This is a genomic window from Shewanella sp. DNRA4 (assembly GCF_012843185.1).
Taxonomy (GTDB): Bacteria; Pseudomonadota; Gammaproteobacteria; order Enterobacterales; family Shewanellaceae; genus Shewanella; species Shewanella xiamenensis.
The window spans coordinates 1-18611 of record NZ_JABAIP010000009.1 but is presented as its reverse complement, the minus strand read 5'-3'; the positions used below and the strand labels follow the sequence as shown (position 1 = coordinate 18611).

Sequence of the window (18611 nt, the reverse complement as noted above, 5' to 3'; positions counted from 1 at the left end):
CTAATCTAAACATCTTGGAACAGTGGTGAAATAGCCTGAACAACTTAGAGAATATTCAGTACATTTTCCGGTGGACGACCAACGGCTGCCTGTTGATTAGCCAGTACGATTGGGCGTTCAATCAATTTTGGCGTTTTGACCATGGCGTCGATAAGTTGTTCTTCGGTTAAAGCCGGATTGGCAAGACCTAGTGCTTGATACTCGTCTTCCTTAGTGCGCATTAACTCACGGGCGCTGAGTTTGAGCGTGGCTAAAATTCCACGAATATCAGCGGCGCTTGGAGGATTCTTAAGGTATTCCACTATTGTGATATCGCAGCCTTGTTGCTCGAGTAGGGATAAGGTTTCGCGGCTCTTTGAACAACGTGGGTTATGGTAAATCGTTGCTTGGGTCATAGTTCTCATGCTCAATCGGCTAAAACAATGGCGCGGATGATAGCAGAAAAAACAGCGCCCCGTCAGGGTGTTCGGGGCGCGATTATCAGGGATTAGCAATAGATTAAATAACAGAGCCGATTTTACTTCAGAGCATCCATCTCTTTATCCGCTTGTTTAAATTGACGGATACGTGCTTCGATTCGCGCCAGTTGTAATGGATTACCTTCCGAGGCGCGATAGGCAAAGTTCAGTTGATCGATTGCGCCTTTATAATTCGCCCCCAGTGCCATTAACTCGGCATTGGAGAAATACTCCATCCCTTGGTTACCAAGTTTCTTGTAGGCAAGATTTAGCAACTGATAGGGCAGTTGATTCTGCTTATCGAGGAAAATCATATCTTCGAGCAGCGGAATCGCTTTAGCGGGGTCACCAGCCTCGATATAGATATTGGCTAAGTTAGCGTTGATCACCTGCGAAGTGGGTTTCATCTTCCGCTGAGTTTCGAGTAACTTAGTTGCCTGGGCATAATCCTTACGTTCGTTAAGCAAATCCGTCTTAGTATCGAGATAAAACAAGTTGTTATCATCGATTTTTAATAGTTCATCGACAATTTTTTCGGATTCATCAAACTTCTTCAATCTAAACAGTGCTAATGCTTTGCCGTAGAGGGCCGCCTCTTTAAAGCCATAGGTTTGCTTATTGAGCTGCTTTTCAAACATGCTTAATACCGCATCGTCGCTATAACTGGAAAAACGCACCTGAATACGGGCTTTAGCGAGCTGGAAGTTCAGATTATCCGGCACATAACGGTGGGGATATTGCTGGGCACGATCCCGCGCTTCGGAAATCCGTGATTCAGGTAAAGGGTGGGTTAACAGCATTTGCGGTGGCGTAGTCGTAAAACGGTAACGACTGGCGAGTTTGCCAAAGAAATCGGCGGAGGCATTAGGATCAAATCCCGCATCGACTAAAATTTGCATGCCGATACGATCGGCTTCTTTTTCATGCAGGCGGGTATAGTTGATTTTTGATTGTGTCGCCATGGCTTGGGTGGTTGCCAACGCGGCCATCCCTGCTTGAGGAACTGCGATCGTTAATAAAATGGCGCCGAGTAAACCAGCAACAGTCGCTGGTCCGGTTTTTTGCTGCGCTTCGAGGGAGCGTGCTAAGTGACGCTGGGTTACGTGGGTGATTTCATGGCCTAATACCGAGGCCAGTTCACTTTCGTTATCAGCATTAAGAAATAGCCCTGTGTGCACCGCAACGTGGCCGCCAAAGAAGGCAAAGGCGTTGATTTCATCATTTTGTAGCAAGAAGAAATAAAAGGGCGTTTTGACTCCCGTGGCGTGGGCGACCAATTTGTTGCCCAGTTCAGTTAAATATTGGCTCAATACCGGATCGTTCAGCATGGGCGCCGATGAGCGAATAACGCGCATATAGGCATCGCCATAGACCATTTCTTTTTCTAGGCTGAAGGTATTGACGGCGGCGGTACCCAGATCGGGCAAGTCGTTGTTGGCAAAACTCTTTGCGGCTCCACCGAGTAACATTAATGAAAGCACACTCGCCGCAAGGGGTTTACATCGGGTCAAAAACGTCAAATTACGCAAGTGGATCCTTTATTTCTTTTAAGTGTCTCAACTAAGGCTTAGGTAGCCCTTAGCTTGTAGTTTGAATTGCAACTTAGGATAATAGCCCAAGTTCGTTCATAGCAAGTTCATTATGATTTTTATTGATTTAACATCATTGCGCTGCCCCGTTCCCTTGGTTAAGGTCAAACTTGCGTTGAAGTCTGTGTCTGCAGGTGACAGCTTACATATCCTACTCTCAGACCCAGGTTCCCGCCGAGATGTTCCCACTTTTTTAAAAAAACAGGGGCATCAGGTCGTGACGTTACACGATGATGCGAGTCAGTTAGGCCTATTAATTACAAAAGTTGATTTATCGCAGGGATAATCATACACAAAGCATGATTCAATGCCGCAGTCAAAATGGCGAGTTAGCTAGCTGACTGCAACTTAACCTAGGCTTGTCAGTCATAGTTAGCAGTTAACTGATTTTCAAGCATATACACAGTTAATCTACTGCGATAAGGTTAACTCATAAGTCACTTTCCTGCCTGTTGGGAAAGCCAACCCCCATTGGAATGAATGCATGTTTAGTTTTTTTTCTCGTTGGTATCAAGAGCGATTTAGTGATCCACAGGCCGTCACCTTATTGGCCATTCTAGTGGGTTTAGCGTTAGTACTTTATTTTGCTGGTGGTTTGTTAGCCCCGCTACTTGTTGCTCTGGTGTTGGCTTTTTTACTCGAATGGCCCGTGGCGCAAATGCTGAAATTGGGGATTAATCGCACTACGGGGGCTTCCTTAGTGCTAGTGCTGTTTTTAGGGATTGTGGTGTTGCTGACCTTTGGGCTAATCCCGAGTGTGTGGCGTCAAGGGGTAAGTCTGATGACGGATTTACCGAATATGATAGATAAAGGGCTACTGACCTTGCAGGGGTTAGCGACCCAGTATCCTAAATTTATAAGTACTGAACAGCTCGATTTAATGGTCTCCGAGTTGAAGAAATTACTTGATACCCAACATGTGCTCGACATTGCGAAACAGCTGATTGGTTACTCTGCGTCATTATTGGTGCTGATGGTGTACGCTATTTTAGTGCCATTGTTGGTGTTCTTTTTTCTTAAGGATAAAGATCAACTGATCCGCGGTAGTAAGCGTTTTTTCCCCACCAATCGTCAGTTGGCTCGAAAAGTGTGGTTTGAAATGCACCAACAGATCTTTAACTATATTCGCGGCAAAGTGATTGAGATTGTGATTGTCGGGGTGGCGAGCTACATCTTCTTTGCGTTTATGGGGCTGAGATACTCGGCCTTACTGGGGGTGTTGACCGGGTTGTCGGTGTTGATTCCCTATGTGGGCGCGACCTTAGTGACTCTACCCATTATGCTGGTGGCCTTTTTCCAGTGGGGTTTTAGCTCTGAGTTTGGTTATTTAATGCTAGGTTACGGCATTATTCAGGCCTTGGATGGTAACGTACTTGTACCTATCCTGTTTTCCGATGCGGTGGATTTGCATCCGGTGATCATTATTGCTGCTGTGTTAGTTTTCGGTGGTTTATGGGGCGTTTGGGGTGTGTTCTTTGCCATTCCATTAGCCTCCTTGGTGAAAGCGGTGATCAATGCTTGGCCTAAAACCGAGATTGAACCTGTGGCGATAGCGCAGGTGAAGGCGGATTCGGCAGAAGCCTAAGCCGCTGGTAATAGGTAAAAACTAATAGTTCAAAACTGGGCACGAGTGCTCAGTTTTTTTATCCGCTAACTATTTGTACTAACAATTGTTTTACTCACTCTTGCTGCACTCATTATTGCTGTAATAGATGCTGTGCGGTGGCGGCAAGCGCCCGATAAACCAAAGTGGTTTGTTTCGCTTTGATATTCCAATGCTGCCAATAGAGGGGCACCCGAATGCGTTTTTCTGGGGTGAGCTCAATTAATATGCCTTTGTCTATCAAGGGTTTTGCCTGTAAGTGACCCACTAAACCGTAACCCAGACTTAAGTTAATCGCCTCTAAAAAACTCTCCGATGAGGGAATGCTGTGTTGCCACCATTGACCTGGCAACATTTGAAAATACTGGGCGAGATACTTTTCATGCATTTTATCTTTGGTCGAAAACACCACAGCCGGGGCTTTCGCAAGCTGCGCTTGGGTTATTTGAGCGCCGACATTATCGCTATTTTTTGCCCATTCGAAATAACGCGCCGCAAATGCTGGGGTGGCGACGCACATATATTCCATGGTTCCTAAAAACTCGCTGCTACAACCGGCCATGGGGTTGGCTGTCGTGGTCACGCAACCGACGGCCTCACCGTTTTTCAGTAGGTGATGGGTGTAGGACTCATCATCGACAATCAATTCGAGCAGCCAAGCATGTCGGCTGAACATATCGGCCAATGCGGGCAAAAACCATGTCGCTAAACTGTCGGCATTGACTGCAATTCGCACCGTCGTTGGATGATTTGGGTCATCGGCATCTAACTCGGCTCTCAATTCACTCTCGAGTAGTTGCACCTGTGAATAGTGGCGCAATAAACGCTTCCCTGTTGGGGTCGCCACCACAGGTGTTGAGCGGATAAGTAAGGATTGGCCGACTCGTTCTTCTAATTGCCTAACGCGTTGTGACACTGCTGATTGGGTAATGTGCAGCACTTTTGCGGCGCGCTCGAAGCCGCCTTCGGAGACGACGACCGCAAGCGCTTTAAGATTGGCGTATTCCAACATGATTGCCGTCCTTAAGGTTATTAATTTTACTTATGATACATAAAAAACATTAGTTATATTAATTTTGTTGTTTTGTCTATGCTAGCGCCTTCTTCAGACATGAGAGGTAGTTATGCAAACGGCGTTTATACAAGGTATGGGCATTGGTGGTAGTTTGATCATTGCCGTAGGGGCGCAAAATGCATTTGTGCTAAAGCAGGGGATTAAGCGAGCTTATCCTTTGCCGATTGCGCTGCTTTGTTCAATCATCGATGCCTTAATGATCACTGCGGGGGTTGCTGGGCTTGGGCATATTATTGAAGCCTTTCCGACTATCAAACATGTGGCTAGTTTTGGTGGTGCCGCCTTTTTGATTTGGTATGGTGCGAATGCACTTAAAGCCTCGTTTGTCGCTAAAGGGATGGAGATGGATAATGCGCAAAATGCCGACACTTTGCGTAAGGCCATGCTGACCACACTTGGGATCAGCCTGCTTAATCCACACCTTTATTTAGATACAGTCGTGCTGCTGGGGAGCATTAGTGCTCAGTTCGAAGATGCCCATCGTCCTTGGTTTGGTGCGGGTGCGGTACTGGCTTCGTTTATTTGGTTCTTTAGCTTAAGTTTTGGTGCGCGTTTATTGGCGCCGATATTTAGTCGTCCAGCGGCGTGGCGATACTTAGATCGCTTTATTTGGTTGACTATGTGGAGCATCGCCGCAGCAATTATTTGGCCATATATGACGGTAAATTAATGTGCCTTTTTGAAGTTTTATGGTTGGTTGTCATGTTCAGGTCGAAGGGGCTAATCCTTCGACCTTATTCATATTAAGTTCAAATGGTTAAATCTACATATCAAAGGGAGTATGGGGTAGCGCACACGGCGGAAATGTTGATCTAACCGTTGAGTGTGCTTGATTTGTTTATCCCTCCCATTGAAATTACGCCAATAGGCACCATTTAATATTTATTGCTTAAGTTTTTACTAAATGGATTGCCGTTGAATTTTAGTCACATCACTTGGCTTGATGATAAAGGCCATATTAAACCGCCGATTTTTTTATATGTGATTTTGGCATTCCTCGCGCGAGGCTGGTGTATTTTTATCGCCTCCTTGACTCAAGCCAGTGATAGAGCGGAATTGGTGAGGCTCTTTTATCCTGAAAAATCAGACTTTTTACTTGCACTCGCGGCAGGTCTTGGTGCTGTAGTGCTTTATTTTGTCGTACTTGCGGAGCGGCGCCGCTCGCCCTCATGGATTCGGCCGTTGTTTGTCCATCTCAAATGGGGACTGTGGTTATTATTATTAGTTGATGCGGTTTTACTGTCTCAGCGGTTAATTCACGGACAGTTTTTATTCCATTGGAGTTTGGCACTCGATGCCTTGGTGTTGTTTTGGTCCTGTCTTTATGTCTATCAGTCAAAACGACTGCGTTATTACCTCACGGATTGGCCGAAGGAAATAAAAACTTAAAAAACATAGTAGTCTACATCTCTTTGTTATTACTGTTTTTTATGTCTTATTCGATGAAGTTAGCATAATTTATGTGTTCTATCCCTCAGTTTGATAAGCATTTTTTCACCAACAGCTTACTGATTTTGCTGAATCATCTATAGTTATATGTACTTAGCTTAAATGTACGCGCCAAGAAGTCATATTGCATTCTTGCGTGCATGAAAGGAGTCATATTGCGTGGCAAAAGCAGCTCATAAAAAATTACTACTCTCAGAACTTCAGCCCGGTATGCGGGTTAAGTTGCCTTTGTCGTGGACAAATCACCCATTCTTATTTAACCGAGTTGATATCAATAGTGCGGCTCAGATTGAGATGATCCGGGGGCTTGGTGTTCCCTATGTTTACCTCATTTCTGGCAGTAATGATGAGATTGATACTGCTGAAGAAGAGGAAGACATTGAAGATATTGAAGCCGCGCCACCAGAGCGAGATTTAAAAGCAGATACCCGTAAATCGATGCGTTTAAGTCAAAAACGTTTTTTAGAGAGTGTTAATCAGTGCCGTAATATGTATGGCAAGATAGTGAGCGATCCTGAAGGAGCATATCGCCTGTCTGCAGCGTTAGTTGAAGATTTACTCAGTCATTTACAAGAGGTGGAAAAACCCTTCTTGACCTTAGTCGGGATGGACGAAAAGGATGTGAGTGTGACCCAGCATGGTGTATCAGTGGCGGTGCTCGCCATGATGATAGGTCATGCACTGGATTTACCAGCGAGGGATTTGCGCGATATTGCCCTTGGCAGTTTATTCCATGATATTGGTAAGCTAAAAGTGCCCGATGTGATCCGTCGAAAGCGTGGTGCTCTGACTCCCCATGAAGCCAATTACTTACAGATGCATCCTAATTTTGGCTATGACATGCTTAATCGTTCAGGGCTGTTCCCCAAAGAAGTACTAAATATCGTGTTACATCACCATGAGTTTGTTGATGGTTCGGGTTTCCCTGATGGGCTCACAGGTCATAAAATTCCCATCGTGACTCAAATCGTTAGTCTAGCAAATGATTACGATCAGCAACTGAGTGGTCAGCAAGCTTCTTCTCCTCAAGTTGCCCTCGGTTACTTATTTAAAAATAGAGCCAGTAAACATTCGGAATCGTTGATTTCTGTCTTAGTCAAGATATTAGGTATTTATCCACCAGGGACCTTAGTTAAGCTATCGGATGATAGCGTTGCAAAAGTCATTATGACCACGAAAGAAGTGAGTCAGCCTCAGGTGTGGGCCTGTAAAGAAGATGGTAGTGAAGCATCGTTACGCTTTTTAAGTGATGAGGGCGTGACAGTGCAAAAGTCTTTGCGAGTTGAAGATTTAACTGAGGGCGCAAGGCGAACATTGCAGGTCGATAAGGGGATTAGTTTTTATTTTAGTTCCTTACAAGCTTGAATCCCTTTGCCAGAGTTCCGTATGCTATTGGCCAAAATATATTATTAGCAGTAAGTAGGTCAGAGATAATGGAACACACTGTGATGGAGAAAAAGAGTGTTGCGGTTGTAGGCTGTGGGTGGTTCGGTTTTGCGCTCGCAAAACAACTTGTTCAAGCCGGTTATCGCGTGACTGGGGCTAAGCGCCAGTGTGAGGATCTTCCGGCGTTAACACTCGCGGGTGTTGAGGCATTCCAACTACAACTTGGTGATGATGTTGATGTTGTTCCCGATGCACAGCTGTTGCAAGACTTATTTCAGACAGACTTCCTTGTTGTTAATATTCCTCCTCGTCTAAAGCATGGTAATACAGCTTATCTTAACGAACTGAAACAACTCATCGACTTAACCCAAGGTTGGCAATATCAAGGCATAGTGTTTATTAGCACCACGGGCGTTTATCCCTCTCTTGATAAATCCATGACCGAAGCGGATGCTCAGGCCGAGTCACCTTCAGCACAGGTGTTGCTGGATGCTGAAGCTTTATTTGCTCACCAATCTAATACTTGCGTGGTGCGTTTTGCTGGACTCGTTGGACCAAAGCGTCATCCGGGGCGTTTTTTTGCAGGCAAAACCGATGTGGCTGGTGGTAATGTTGCAGTCAATCTCGTGCATTTACAGGATTGCGTCGCGGCAGTGAGTTTAATTATTGACACTAAGCTAAAGGGAGAGAAGATCGCCTCTATCTATAATCTATGCGCGCCAGAGCATCCATCGAGAAGCGAATTTTACGGTGCTGCGGCTCTGTCACTGGGATTGGCTGAACCGCAATTTAATACCCAGCTTCAACCCAGCAAAGTGATTCTGGGGGATAAAATCGTCCGCGATCTGGGATTTAAGTATCAGTTTACCTCCCCACTTACGATGCTAGCGGCCTGTTAGCGGCGGATTTACCACCTATTGTTAACAAATGTTTAAGAACAATGGCCATATTTTGAGGTATCTTAATGGCCTGTGCCTGTTGCAAACGACTTACGATTCAATGATGCGTGTTAATCATTCACTAGGGCGTGTTGACGTTTCGAGATTAGATTTTGTTCGTTCTGGCAAGCACGTGCTCGCGAAACGAGGAATGATGTGTAGTTATTCTACTCAAATGACGAGTGACAAAGAGCAAGGGCTTGCCAGACGAACCCTTCGGGCAGCATTTGGCTGGCTTTTCTGCCGCGTTATCGTCCGTTTATGTAGAATAACTACACTGCACGGACTTTGCCTTGCATAAAAGTCAGCCAAATTGCTGCAAAAATAACCCTGAAACGTCAACACGCCCTAATAAGAAGAGAATATATGAAAACCCTAACTAATCTTGTTCGACCTTTGGCTGCTTTGGCCTGTGGATTGGTCTTAAGCGCCAATTTTGCGCTGCAAGCGGCCAGTTTTGAAGAAGGGAAGGATTATGTCACTGTCGCAGGAATGAGCGAGGCGCAAAAGCCTGTGCTGCGAGAGTTTTTTTCCTATAACTGCCCACATTGCTACAAACAGGAACCCTTTGTCGCTTCCACGGTAAAACTCTTGGGCAAGGATGTAGCCTTTGAACGTACGCCTGTGGGGGCGGGTCGTCCTGCGTGGGAACTGAGCCAATTGGCTTATTATATCGCGCAAAAGCTCAATATGACCAAGCAAGTCCATGAGGCGATTTTTAAACAAATTCATGACAAGGGTGAGCAATTTACCCGCCCTGAGCAAGTGAAAGCCTTTTTTGTGGCTCAAGGTGCTAAAGCTGATGATGTGGATGCAGCGATGAATTCTGTTGACGCTAAATTTTCACTGATGAGTTACGATTCGCAAGCGGAATTGGCTGGGATTAAAGGTGTGCCATCATTATTGGTAAATGGCCGTTATTTAGTCACGTCTCAGGTTCATACTCCTGAAGAATTGGCCGAGTTAGTGAAGTACTTAGCCGCTAAATAATAACGTTGATACTGGCGTCTATGCTGGCGCCAATTTACCAGTTTCCCATAACCCAGCCATGCTGGGTTATTTTTTGCCTGTCTGCTGACAAATCTAAGTGGTGTAGGTTGAGATGATAGCTCTCGTATTACACTCGAAGTAATACGATATTTTGTTTATATGACAGGCTATTACTACTTTCTAGTTGTTCCACTTATCACGCTATTTTGTCTCTTTCTAGTCTTAGGTTCTTCGACATTGGTCTAAGTTGCTCAAAAAACGACTTTTGCAACAAAATGTAAAAACATTGTTAAGTTGATGGTTCTAAATGATATTTTGTATTTTGCTATGTGAGGTATTTCGCAAATTAGACTAAGGTCTTGATTGTGGTCACTCCAGCTGTTGCTAGATTTAACGAGACTTAAAAATAAAACAGCACAGGGGAGTCGCTATGGCGTTTGAAAATAATGATAAAGCAAAAGGTTACTGGAACGAGAATTTACGTCTGGTTTTGGGCCTATTAGCTATTTGGGCCGCAGTTTCGTTTGGATGCGGCATTCTATTGGTTGATGTACTCAATGAAATCCATTTTATGGGATTCAAATTAGGTTTCTGGTTTGCTCAACAGGGATCGATGTATGTCTTTGTTGCGCTTATTTTTGTCTACGCGGCAAAAGCCAACGCCTTAGATAAAAAATATAACGTACAAGAAGACTAAGGAGCACAGAGATGGGTGTACAAGGATTAACTTATCTGATTGTGGGGCTGTCGTTTGCCCTCTATATTGGGATTGCGCTCTGGACTCGCGCAGGTTCAACTAAAGAGTTCTATGTAGCGGGTGGTGGTGTTCATCCCGTTGTAAACGGCATGGCAACCGCCGCCGACTGGATGTCTGCGGCATCTTTTATTTCGTTGGCGGGTATTGTCTCTTTCGTCGGTTATGACGGCAGTGTGTACTTGATGGGGTGGACCGGCGGTTACGTTTTATTAGCCCTGTGTATGGCACCATACTTACGTAAATTTGGTAAGTTTACCGTGCCTGATTTCGTGGGTGAGCGTTATTACTCCCAAGCGGCACGCACGGTAGCTGTTATTTGCGCCATCTTCATCTGCTTTACTTACATTGCTGGCCAAATGCGCGGAGTGGGCGTGGTATTCTCGCGCTTCCTTGAGGTAGAGGTAGATACCGGCGTATATATTGGTATGGCCGTGGTGTTTTTCTATGCGGTACTCGGTGGGATGAAAGGGATTACCTATACTCAGGTTGCCCAATATTGCGTACTGATCTTCGCCTTTATGGTGCCTGCAATCTTCCTGTCTGTGATGATGACGGGTCATATCATTCCTCAAATTGGTTTTGGTGCTGAGTTACTCGATGCTGCGGGGAATAATTCTGGCGTTTATCTGTTAGAGAAACTGAATAATCTCTCTGTGGATTTAGGCTTTGCCCCTTACACCGATGGTTCTAAGAGCATGATCGACGTGTTCTGTATTACGGGTGCTTTGATGGTCGGTACAGCGGGCTTACCCCATGTTATTGTGCGTTTCTTCACCGTACCGAAAGTGAAAGATGCTCGTATATCAGCGGGTTGGGCATTGGTGTTTATCGCCATCATGTACACCACAGTTCCTGCATTAGCGGCATTCTCTCGCGTCAATATGATCGAAACCATTAACGGCCCAGATCAAAAGGGTGTTGCCTATGAAACTGCGCCTGATTGGATCAAAAACTGGGAAAAAACCGGTCTGATCAAATGGGATGACAAAAATGGTGATGGCAAAATCTACTATGCCAAAGGCAAAATGGAAGATGCTGCTAGCCCTAACGAAATGAAAATCGACAACGACATCATTGTATTAGCAACGCCAGAAATCGCGAATCTGCCAGCTTGGGTGATTGCGCTGGTGGCTGCGGGTGGTCTCGCTGCGGCGCTATCTACCTCTGCGGGTTTGTTGTTGGTTATCTCTACATCAGTGTCACACGATTTAATGAAGAAAAACCTGATGCCAAATATTTCTGACAAGAAAGAGTTAATGTACGCTCGACTTGCTGCTGGTATCGGTATTGTGATTGCGGGTTACTTCGGGGTTAACCCTCCAGGATTCGTGGCGGCGGTGGTGGCATTCGCCTTCGGTTTGGCTGCGTCATCTCTGTTTCCTGCAATCATCATGGGTATCTTCTCTAAGACCATGAATAAAGAAGGTGCCATTTCAGGTATGGTGCTTGGCTTATTCTTTACCGCTGGTTATATCATCTACTTCAAGTTTGTTGATCCTACTGCAAACGTGCCTGCGAACTGGTTCCTTGGTATTTCGCCTGAAGGTATCGGTATGGTGGGTATGCTAGTGAACTTTGTGGTAGCAGCTATTGTCTGCAAACTGACCGCAGCGGCACCAGCTCATGTGCAGGAAATGGTTGAGTCTATCCGTTTCCCTAAAGGGGCGGGTGAGGCCAGCGGCCACTAACTTTCACCTAGATTAAGAGAAAAGGACGCGTTTGCGTCCTTTTGTTTTTGGTGGTGTCAGTGCAGAGTTTGAGCCTGACTTTAGTCGTATATGGCCCAACAATCGAGCGCGTTATAGTGGGATAAAATTCACCTAAAATAAGGTGTTGCTATGAACGCCAGCGAATTACAACCCGTTGTGCAGTTTTTAACGTCTACAGCTCCCTTTGATACTTTGCCTGACGAAACCATTCGCCATTGTGCTAAGTCAGTCATCGTCGGGTATTACAGTAAAGCCTCAGGGTTTGTGACATTTGATGCCGATGCGCCGAAATTGTATTTGGTCCGCAGCGGTGCCTTTGAGGTGCGCGATCCCGAAGGGGTATTAGTGGATAGAGTCGCCGAAGGGGAGTTTTTTGGTTTTTCAACGCTATTGTCAGGGGAGAAGGTAGTCAATCGGGTCGCCATTCTTGAAGACAGTTTGGTATACCACTTACCACAGGCATTATTCGATCAACTACGAAGTGAGAGTCGGCACTTTGATAAATTTTTTACCCGTGCTTTTGCCAAACGGTTACGCCATGAAGCGCGTTTTAAGGCTAAAGATCTGACGACCACCAGTCGTATTAGTACCTTAATGTCATCTTCACCGATTATGATCGACGCCCACGCAAGTGTAACGCAAGCAGCCCTTTTGATGCGTAACTCGCGGGTATCGTCTTTACTCGTTACCGATAATCGTAAGCTGGTGGGGATTTTAACCGATAAAGATTTACGCAATCGAGTGCTCGCCGCAGGGCTTGATGGCCGAATTGCCGTGCATCAAGCCATGACGACTTCACCGATTTCGATTTCATCGAATGCCTTGATCTTTGAAGCTATGCTATTGATGAGTGAACATAATATTCACCATCTGCCGATTATTGATGAGCAAAATAGCGAGGAAGTGAAAGCCATTGGCATGGTGACCAGTACCGACATTTTACGCGGTCAAGGTTCGCAGCCATTACTCCTTATTGGTGAAATCGAGCGCCAACGTGATCTCGCAAGTCTCATTAGCGTTAGTAAACAAATCCCCTTGTTATTGCAAAATTTAATCAGTGCTGATGCACGGGCTGAGGAGATTGGTCGCGTGCTGACCTCGGTCACCGATGCCTTAACCCGGCGCTTGATTGTGCTAAATCAGCAAATTCTCGGTGAGGCGCCGATGGCGTTTTGTTGGTTAGCCTTTGGCTCGCAGGGGCGGCAAGACCAAGCCGCCTGTTCGGATCAAGATAACGGCTTGCTGGTGGCCGAGGAAATGGATGATTATGCGAAAGGGTATTTCGATGCGTTAACCCATGCGGTTTGTGCAGGGCTTGATCAATGTGGTTATGCGTTTTGCCCTGGTAATATCATGGCGCAAAATCCCAAGTGGCGTATGTCGCTCAAAGAATGGCAGCAGGTTTTTGAAAAGTGGGTTGTCACGCCAGAGCCTAAGGCATTGATGCATGCAAGTATTTTCTTCGATATGCGTTCGGTATTTGGCCCATTATCATTATTTGATGCCTTGCAGGATAAGGTGTTGGCACAGACCAAAGACAACGATATTTTTCTCGCGGGTTTGACTGGCAATTCCTTAATCGAGTCTCCGCCCTTAGGATTCTTTCGAAAATTTGTGTTAGAGCGCGATGGCAGTGAGGTAAAAGGCATTGATTTAAAGCATAAGGGTAATGCTTTGATCAATGATATTGCTCGCGTATATGCCCTGTCTGCGGGCATTAAAGAAGTGAATACCGCCAAACGCATTCGGGCACTGATGGACGCTAATATTCTTAATCGTAAGGATGCGCTTAACTTAGCCGATGCCCATGAGTTTATCGCCCATATGCGGTTATCAAACCAAGGTTATCAACATACGCAGGGACTTGAGATTAGTAACTATCTGTTACCCGCACATTTATCTTCTTTAGTTCGGCATCAATTACGGGATGCCTTCAAGGTGGTTCATGACGCCCAGTCGGGCATGAAGATGAAATTTATGCGGAGCTTTTAATGGGCGCTTGGTTGATTAATGCTAAGTTGCAATGGCGAGCACTGCGCTGTCAGCATCAATTATTTAAGGATTATTATCAGTCCTTAATCCCTCTGATGACGCTGCCCATCAATCGTGCTCCCTTGATGGCGATGGATTTGGAGATGACAGGGTTAGATCCCCTTCAGGATCAAATTTTAAGCATTGGCTTAGTCCCCATTGAAAATGGAGTGCTCCCCCTTGGTGAGGCGCAGCAAAAATTAGTGCAAATTAAGGGTAGCGTCGGCCAAAGTGCGACAATTCATGGGATTCTCGACAACCATTTAATCCAAGCGGTGAGCATTGAGGAGGCTATGGCATGGTTTATTGCTCAAACCCGTGGCCGAGTATTAGTTGCCCATCACTCCCCACTGGATTGTCGTTTTTTACAACAAGATATATTGGCTATCTATCACCAAGCCGTTTTACTCCCCGCTATAGATACTTTAGTACTTGAGAAACAGCGGTTATTACGCGAGCATTCGGTACTTAAAGAAGGAAGTCTAAGGCTTGGAGCCTGTCGAGAGCGTTATCACTTACCGATTTACGGTGCCCATAGTGCATTAACCGATGCGTTAGCCTGTGCGGAGTTATTATTAGCACAAGTGGCGGCCATGGGGGGAGGTGCAGATATTTCAGTCGGGGATTTACTGACCTAATCACGTTAAGCCACTTCATTCGCGATATTTTCTCGAACAGAAGGCTTTTCATATTTGATTAATGGCTCATTGACTACACTCATTACGAGTGAGGCATTTGCGATTGCTTAACTTATACGGTGATTGGTTGCTCTCGCCAAGTGTGTTGAGCAAGTGGTGCACGCGAGTATTACTGCGTGGTTTGGAGTGTTAAGCTAATAGGAGAAGATCATGCCACTACCGTTACTATGGATTGGCGGTGCAGCGATGGGCGCATTGATGCTCGCCGATGAACGCGAAAAGCGACAACAGCTTGAACGCAATCGACTATTAGGCAGCGTTCCTCGCCAAGTAAGCACAAAGCAGGCGATGATTACTGCGCCGAGCCAATGGCAAAAGGGTTTTAAGCAAGTCACGCCACAACCTGGAAGTATCGTTTGTTGTTATGTGTTTGGGGTGATTGAGCATACTGGGATTTGGTTAGCGGATGATTGCATCGTGGAGTTACATGGCTCAGGGCTTGTTCGAGCCGTATCAGTAAAGCGATTTTTAGCGGGCCGAACAGGTAGCCAAATTTTTATTGCCTGTAATCATCAACATCAACCGCTTATCGCCAATACCATTGTTAATCGAGCCGAGCGGACGATTTATCTGTACCGTGAATATGACCTGTTTGACAATAATTGCCACCGATTTGTGTGGTCATGTCTGTGCGGTGAAGAACGAGCGATTAAAAGCTTTAATGAGTTAAATCAAAAACTCGCAGCTTATTTTGCGCAGGGGATTTACTGGGATGAAATGCATTTAGCATCAGCGCTTACAGATATATAAAGGCCATCTAAATGATGGCCTTTATATGCATAAACTTACTTACAGAAATAGTCTACAGCGCGTTTTACCAACTCGATTCCACTTTGATCGCAAGGCGGTAATTGGGCGTCACTAATTTGCACTGGCGTGACACGTTCACCCCATTGCAATAGTAATGCAGCAGAGGTTAATCCCGCACCAAAGGCGCAAGAAAGAATGGTTTGGTTAGGTTTAATTAACCCTTTTTCGAGTGCATCACAAATCGCGATTGGAATCGTTGCCGCCGATGTATTGCCATAGTTAGCAATATTCACAAAGGCTTTTTCTTTAGGGATCTTCATGCGGCTAACGAGGGTATCAATAATGCGCTCGTTCGCTTGATGTGGGATCACTAAATCAACTTCATCCTTATCGACGCCACATTTTTCCAGCACTTGAGTGCTTAACTTATTCATACCATTAATGGCGCGTTTAAAAATTTCTTGGCCATCAAATTGGATGTAAAAGTCTAATGATTCGGCGGAGAATCGATCCATCGCGGTACCGAAACCCGCTTTGAGGATGTCTCGACCATCGGGATCGTTATTCAGCTCATAACCTAATACGCCACCAGGGATATCGGTCGCTTCCACGACAACTGCGCCTGCGCCATCACCAAACAATACGGCGGTTTCACGGCGAGACCAATCGAGGTAGAAAGATAAGCGTTCGGCGCCCACAACGAGGACTTTCTTGTATTGACCACTCTTGATCTGTGAGCTCGCTAAACCTAAGCCGTACAAAAAACCACTGCAGGCGGCGTTGATATCAAAGGCTGCGCAGCTTGCACCAATATTGGCCTGCACTGTTGAGGCTATATTGGGGATCAAAGTATCTGGGCTAGCGCTGGCTAAAATGATCATATCAATTTCTCTGCCCTCAATCCCAGCCGCTGCAAGCGCACGCTTGGCGGCAACTGAGGCTAATTCCGAGGTGTTCACATGGCTGATATGACGTTGACTGATCCCTGTGCGTGATTTAATCCATTCATCGGACGTTTCGATAAAAGTGGCAAGATCATCGTTAGTCAAAGTGGCGGGTGGAACACATTTTCCCCAGCCAGTGATTGTGGCGTACTGCATGGTATTTTCTCTCAAATAAAAAAGGCAGAACCTTTAGTGCTGCCTCAAATCGACAACAAAGCTTATCGGTATAACGAATGACAGTCCGTGATCTATACCACCTGTTTGGCGACCAGATCCCGAATTGTCATTGCGGCATGCAAAATATGATGTCGCAGTAACGCCGTGGCTTTCTCTGTTTCTTTTTGCTTACAATAATTGAGCAGTTCGCGGTGCTCGTGCTCTGCTGCGGGAATGCCTCCTGCGAGCAGTAATTGCAAACGAATATATCTATCGCAGTTGGTATTGAGGCCATGCACGACCTCTAGCGTATGTGGGCGATTGGCGGCTTGGTATAAACAGGTATGAAACTGTGTATTTAGCTCGCTCCAACTGGCGACGGCATCTTCATGTTTAAAGGCTGATTCCAATTGTTCTAATACGCGTTCAGCTCTTATTAAATCGTCTTCTTGAAGTCGTGGAATGGCTTTGGCGAGTAAGTCGGTTTCGATCATGGCGCGCAACTCAAACAGCTCGGTCACTTGTTCAACGGATAATTCAGTCGCCGTTGCCCCTTTATGGGGTTCGAATTTTACCAGCCCTTCAGCTTCAAGTTGCAGCAAGGCTTCTCTTACCGGAATGCGGCTAACATTCAATGCTTCGGCTAGTGCGCTTTGTCTGAGTGGTTCTCCTGCGGCTATATCACCCGAAAGTATTTTCTCTCTGAGCACCTCTACAACTAACTGGGTGCGGGTTTTATGGACTATAGGCGTAGTTCGACTCATTATGACCGTCTATTTTTAGGTGTTTTATTGTTATCCGTGCAAGATTACCGTTAAAAACAGCACAAATAAAGGGAAAGCTCGATTGAGCTGCGCATCGACTAGATGGCTAAAACAATTATTCGCGGACGAATTCGCCCTTAAAGATGTGTTAATTGACCATTTATAGGCGTTACGATGGCAAATGAATTGTCAGAATATGAATCAAACTCAAATTGCTAAGTGGTATCCGTCAACTTCGCGGTGCAATTTTTTGCAATGGATGGAATAATAGTAAAATTACGCATTAAGCGCTGTTTTTTGTGAGTGGAGTAGTACTGTGAGTGCAGTCAATCGAGCTGTTTTTTTGGACCGTGATGGTGTGATCAACAAAGATCATGGTTATGTGCATCAGGTAGATGACTTTGAATATATTGAAGGCGTATTTGAGGCGTGCCTTGCATTAAAGCAAATGGGATACAAATTGGTGGTGGTCACTAATCAGTCGGGAATTGCCCGTGGCATGTATACCGAAGACCAATTCCACAGTCTCACCGAATGGATGGATTGGAACTTTGCCGATAAAGGTGTCGACCTCGATGGTATCTATTATTGCCCGCACCATAATGAAAAAGGGATTGGTGAATATAAAGTCGATTGTGACTGCCGCAAACCCAAACCAGGAATGTTACTCGACGCGGCAAAATTTTTGAAAATCGATTTGTCCCAATCTGTGATGGTAGGAGATAAAGCCGACGATATGCTTGCCGCAAAAGCAGCAGGGGTGCCGACACGTATTCTCGTCCGTACTGGTAAAGCCATTGCTGATGATAGCGAGGCGTCTGTGGTGCTCGATAGCATTGCCGATGTACCGGGTTTTTTAAAGAAGTAGCCTATTCTTGCAACTTAAAGCGTGCATCAATCTATTTGAACCGTGAGATTGAACTTGAAGCGCGAGCTTAACAACAAAAAGTGCGGTATTGGCTTTATCGTTTTGCTTAGTGACCGATGCTAACGGCGTTATCATGCGATAAAAATAGCCAAAGTGATGGAAATTACAGCGAATTAGGCGCTAAAACCTAGGTTTGGTTTAAAAAATGCGCATTCACATCGCTTTTTCTAATTATTTTGCCTAAAGGGGTTGCGGTAAAATCTGACATCCCTATAATGCGCATCCACTGGCCCAGCGGGGTCAACGGTGAAAGCCAAAAGCGCTAAATGCTTAAGGTAAATAACCATGCTCTTTAACAATTTATCAAGCAAATCTGTGTGGACACTCACAGGTGTTGAGTTAATCGAAATTACTCTGCCGTTTGGCGAGTAATCAAAGAATTAAAT

The 18611-nt window shown here is 45.4% G+C and carries 18 protein-coding genes; 13 read left to right on the top strand and 5 right to left on the bottom strand.

The genetic code is table 11. The features are described from left to right. Positions 1 to 44: 44 nt before the first annotated feature. Together arsC and HG547_RS11035 are read right to left on the bottom strand one after the other, a co-directional pair. Positions 45 to 395, bottom strand: a complete 351-nt coding sequence (arsC, locus tag HG547_RS11040) for an arsenate reductase (glutaredoxin) (protein ID WP_169547859.1) — start codon at positions 393 to 395, stop codon at positions 45 to 47. A 122-nt stretch (positions 396 to 517) separates the two neighbouring features. Continuing rightward, positions 518 to 1987: a M48 family metalloprotease gene (locus tag HG547_RS11035; RefSeq protein WP_037419892.1), complete on the bottom strand. Its 1470-nt coding sequence runs from the start codon at positions 1985 to 1987 to the stop codon at positions 518 to 520. Positions 1988 to 2099: 112 nt separating this feature from the next. Between HG547_RS11035 and HG547_RS11030 the strand changes: the two genes are divergently transcribed. Next, entirely contained in the window at positions 2100 to 2333 is a 234-nt protein-coding gene (locus HG547_RS11030) for a sulfurtransferase TusA family protein (RefSeq protein ID WP_037419895.1), read from the top strand. A gap of 198 nt (positions 2334 to 2531) precedes the next feature. Beyond that, on the top strand, positions 2532 to 3632 hold the full coding sequence (locus tag HG547_RS11025; protein WP_037419898.1) for an AI-2E family transporter: 1101 nt from the start codon (positions 2532 to 2534) through the stop codon (positions 3630 to 3632). Positions 3633 to 3744: 112 nt separating this feature from the next. On the opposite strand, the gene HG547_RS11020 is transcribed toward HG547_RS11025, so the two are convergent. Continuing rightward, on the bottom strand, positions 3745 to 4662 hold the full coding sequence (locus HG547_RS11020; RefSeq protein ID WP_037426785.1) for a LysR family transcriptional regulator ArgP: 918 nt from the start codon (positions 4660 to 4662) through the stop codon (positions 3745 to 3747). Positions 4663 to 4774: 112 nt separating this feature from the next. Here HG547_RS11020 and HG547_RS11015 point away from each other — a divergent pair, with 112 nt between their 5' ends. The 10 genes from HG547_RS11015 (at position 4775) to HG547_RS10970 (ending at position 15433) form a co-directional block, all read left to right on the top strand. After that, entirely contained in the window at positions 4775 to 5395 is a 621-nt protein-coding gene (locus HG547_RS11015; protein ID WP_169547858.1) for a LysE/ArgO family amino acid transporter, read from the top strand. 245 nt (positions 5396 to 5640) lie between these two features. Next, positions 5641 to 6114 carry a DUF2919 domain-containing protein gene (locus HG547_RS11010; protein ID WP_037426787.1) on the top strand — a complete coding sequence of 158 codons (474 nt, stop codon included), beginning with the start codon at positions 5641 to 5643 and terminating at the stop codon, positions 6112 to 6114. A gap of 219 nt (positions 6115 to 6333) precedes the next feature. Beyond that, positions 6334 to 7539 (top strand): HD-GYP domain-containing protein, encoded by a 1206-nt coding sequence (locus HG547_RS11005; protein WP_055646941.1) that lies wholly within the window; start codon positions 6334 to 6336, stop codon positions 7537 to 7539. 68 nt (positions 7540 to 7607) lie between these two features. Further along, the gene (locus HG547_RS11000; protein ID WP_169547857.1) at positions 7608 to 8459 is read left to right on the top strand and encodes an SDR family NAD(P)-dependent oxidoreductase; all 852 of its coding nucleotides are present in this window, start codon (positions 7608 to 7610) and stop codon (positions 8457 to 8459) included. Positions 8460 to 8864: 405 nt separating this feature from the next. Further along, positions 8865 to 9488 carry a thiol:disulfide interchange protein DsbA/DsbL gene (locus HG547_RS10995; protein WP_169547856.1) on the top strand — a complete coding sequence of 208 codons (624 nt, stop codon included), beginning with the start codon at positions 8865 to 8867 and terminating at the stop codon, positions 9486 to 9488. A 430-nt stretch (positions 9489 to 9918) separates the two neighbouring features. Then, on the top strand, positions 9919 to 10185 hold the full coding sequence (locus HG547_RS10990; RefSeq protein WP_011622295.1) for a DUF4212 domain-containing protein: 267 nt from the start codon (positions 9919 to 9921) through the stop codon (positions 10183 to 10185). Positions 10186 to 10196: 11 nt separating this feature from the next. Beyond that, positions 10197 to 11933, top strand: coding sequence for a sodium:solute symporter family protein (locus HG547_RS10985; RefSeq protein ID WP_037419920.1), 1737 nt, complete (start codon positions 10197 to 10199; stop codon positions 11931 to 11933). A gap of 150 nt (positions 11934 to 12083) precedes the next feature. Next, on the top strand, positions 12084 to 13946 hold the full coding sequence (locus tag HG547_RS10980) for a DUF294 nucleotidyltransferase-like domain-containing protein (RefSeq protein ID WP_037426795.1): 1863 nt from the start codon (positions 12084 to 12086) through the stop codon (positions 13944 to 13946). After that, a complete protein-coding gene (locus tag HG547_RS10975) occupies positions 13946 to 14623 on the top strand; it encodes an exonuclease domain-containing protein (protein WP_169547855.1) in 678 nt (225 codons plus the stop codon). The genes HG547_RS10980 and HG547_RS10975 overlap by 1 nt, the downstream gene beginning before the upstream one ends. Positions 14624 to 14833: 210 nt before the next feature. Then, a complete protein-coding gene (locus HG547_RS10970; protein ID WP_169547854.1) occupies positions 14834 to 15433 on the top strand; it encodes a lecithin retinol acyltransferase family protein in 600 nt (199 codons plus the stop codon). A 35-nt stretch (positions 15434 to 15468) separates the two neighbouring features. Here the strand turns inward: HG547_RS10970 and HG547_RS10965 are convergent, their stop codons facing one another. Both HG547_RS10965 and HG547_RS10960 read right to left on the bottom strand, forming a co-directional pair. Further along, positions 15469 to 16533 (bottom strand): ketoacyl-ACP synthase III, encoded by a 1065-nt coding sequence (locus HG547_RS10965; protein WP_169547853.1) that lies wholly within the window; start codon positions 16531 to 16533, stop codon positions 15469 to 15471. Positions 16534 to 16625: 92 nt separating this feature from the next. Beyond that, entirely contained in the window at positions 16626 to 17297 is a 672-nt protein-coding gene (locus HG547_RS10960; protein WP_169547852.1) for a GntR family transcriptional regulator, read from the bottom strand. Between the two features lie 316 nt (positions 17298 to 17613). Between HG547_RS10960 and gmhB the strand changes: the two genes are divergently transcribed. Further along, the gene (gene gmhB / locus HG547_RS10955) at positions 17614 to 18165 is read left to right on the top strand and encodes a D-glycero-beta-D-manno-heptose 1,7-bisphosphate 7-phosphatase (protein WP_037419937.1); all 552 of its coding nucleotides are present in this window, start codon (positions 17614 to 17616) and stop codon (positions 18163 to 18165) included. The last annotated feature ends 446 nt before the right edge of the window (positions 18166 to 18611 follow it).

Excerpts from the sequence above, each read along its gene's own strand:
- HG547_RS10975 (WP_169547855.1), top strand. The coding sequence starts at position 13,946 with ATGGGCGCTTGGTTGATTAATGCTAAGTTGCAATGGCGAGCACTGCGC.
- HG547_RS10995 (WP_169547856.1), top strand. The coding sequence starts at position 8,865 with ATGAAAACCCTAACTAATCTTGTTCGACCTTTGGCTGCTTTGGCCTGT.
- HG547_RS11030 (WP_037419895.1), top strand. The coding sequence starts at position 2,100 with ATGATTTTTATTGATTTAACATCATTGCGCTGCCCCGTTCCCTTGGTT.
- HG547_RS11000 (WP_169547857.1), top strand. The coding sequence starts at position 7,608 with ATGGAACACACTGTGATGGAGAAAAAGAGTGTTGCGGTTGTAGGCTGT.
- HG547_RS10970 (WP_169547854.1), top strand. The coding sequence starts at position 14,834 with ATGCCACTACCGTTACTATGGATTGGCGGTGCAGCGATGGGCGCATTG.
- HG547_RS10980 (WP_037426795.1), top strand. The coding sequence starts at position 12,084 with ATGAACGCCAGCGAATTACAACCCGTTGTGCAGTTTTTAACGTCTACA.
- arsC (WP_169547859.1), bottom strand. The coding sequence starts at position 395 with ATGACCCAAGCAACGATTTACCATAACCCACGTTGTTCAAAGAGCCGC.
- HG547_RS10965 (WP_169547853.1), bottom strand. The coding sequence starts at position 16,533 with ATGCAGTACGCCACAATCACTGGCTGGGGAAAATGTGTTCCACCCGCC.
- HG547_RS11025 (WP_037419898.1), top strand. The coding sequence starts at position 2,532 with ATGTTTAGTTTTTTTTCTCGTTGGTATCAAGAGCGATTTAGTGATCCA.
- HG547_RS10985 (WP_037419920.1), top strand. The coding sequence starts at position 10,197 with ATGGGTGTACAAGGATTAACTTATCTGATTGTGGGGCTGTCGTTTGCC.
- HG547_RS11015 (WP_169547858.1), top strand. The coding sequence starts at position 4,775 with ATGCAAACGGCGTTTATACAAGGTATGGGCATTGGTGGTAGTTTGATC.
- HG547_RS11020 (WP_037426785.1), bottom strand. The coding sequence starts at position 4,662 with ATGTTGGAATACGCCAATCTTAAAGCGCTTGCGGTCGTCGTCTCCGAA.
- HG547_RS10960 (WP_169547852.1), bottom strand. The coding sequence starts at position 17,297 with ATGAGTCGAACTACGCCTATAGTCCATAAAACCCGCACCCAGTTAGTT.
- HG547_RS10990 (WP_011622295.1), top strand. The coding sequence starts at position 9,919 with ATGGCGTTTGAAAATAATGATAAAGCAAAAGGTTACTGGAACGAGAAT.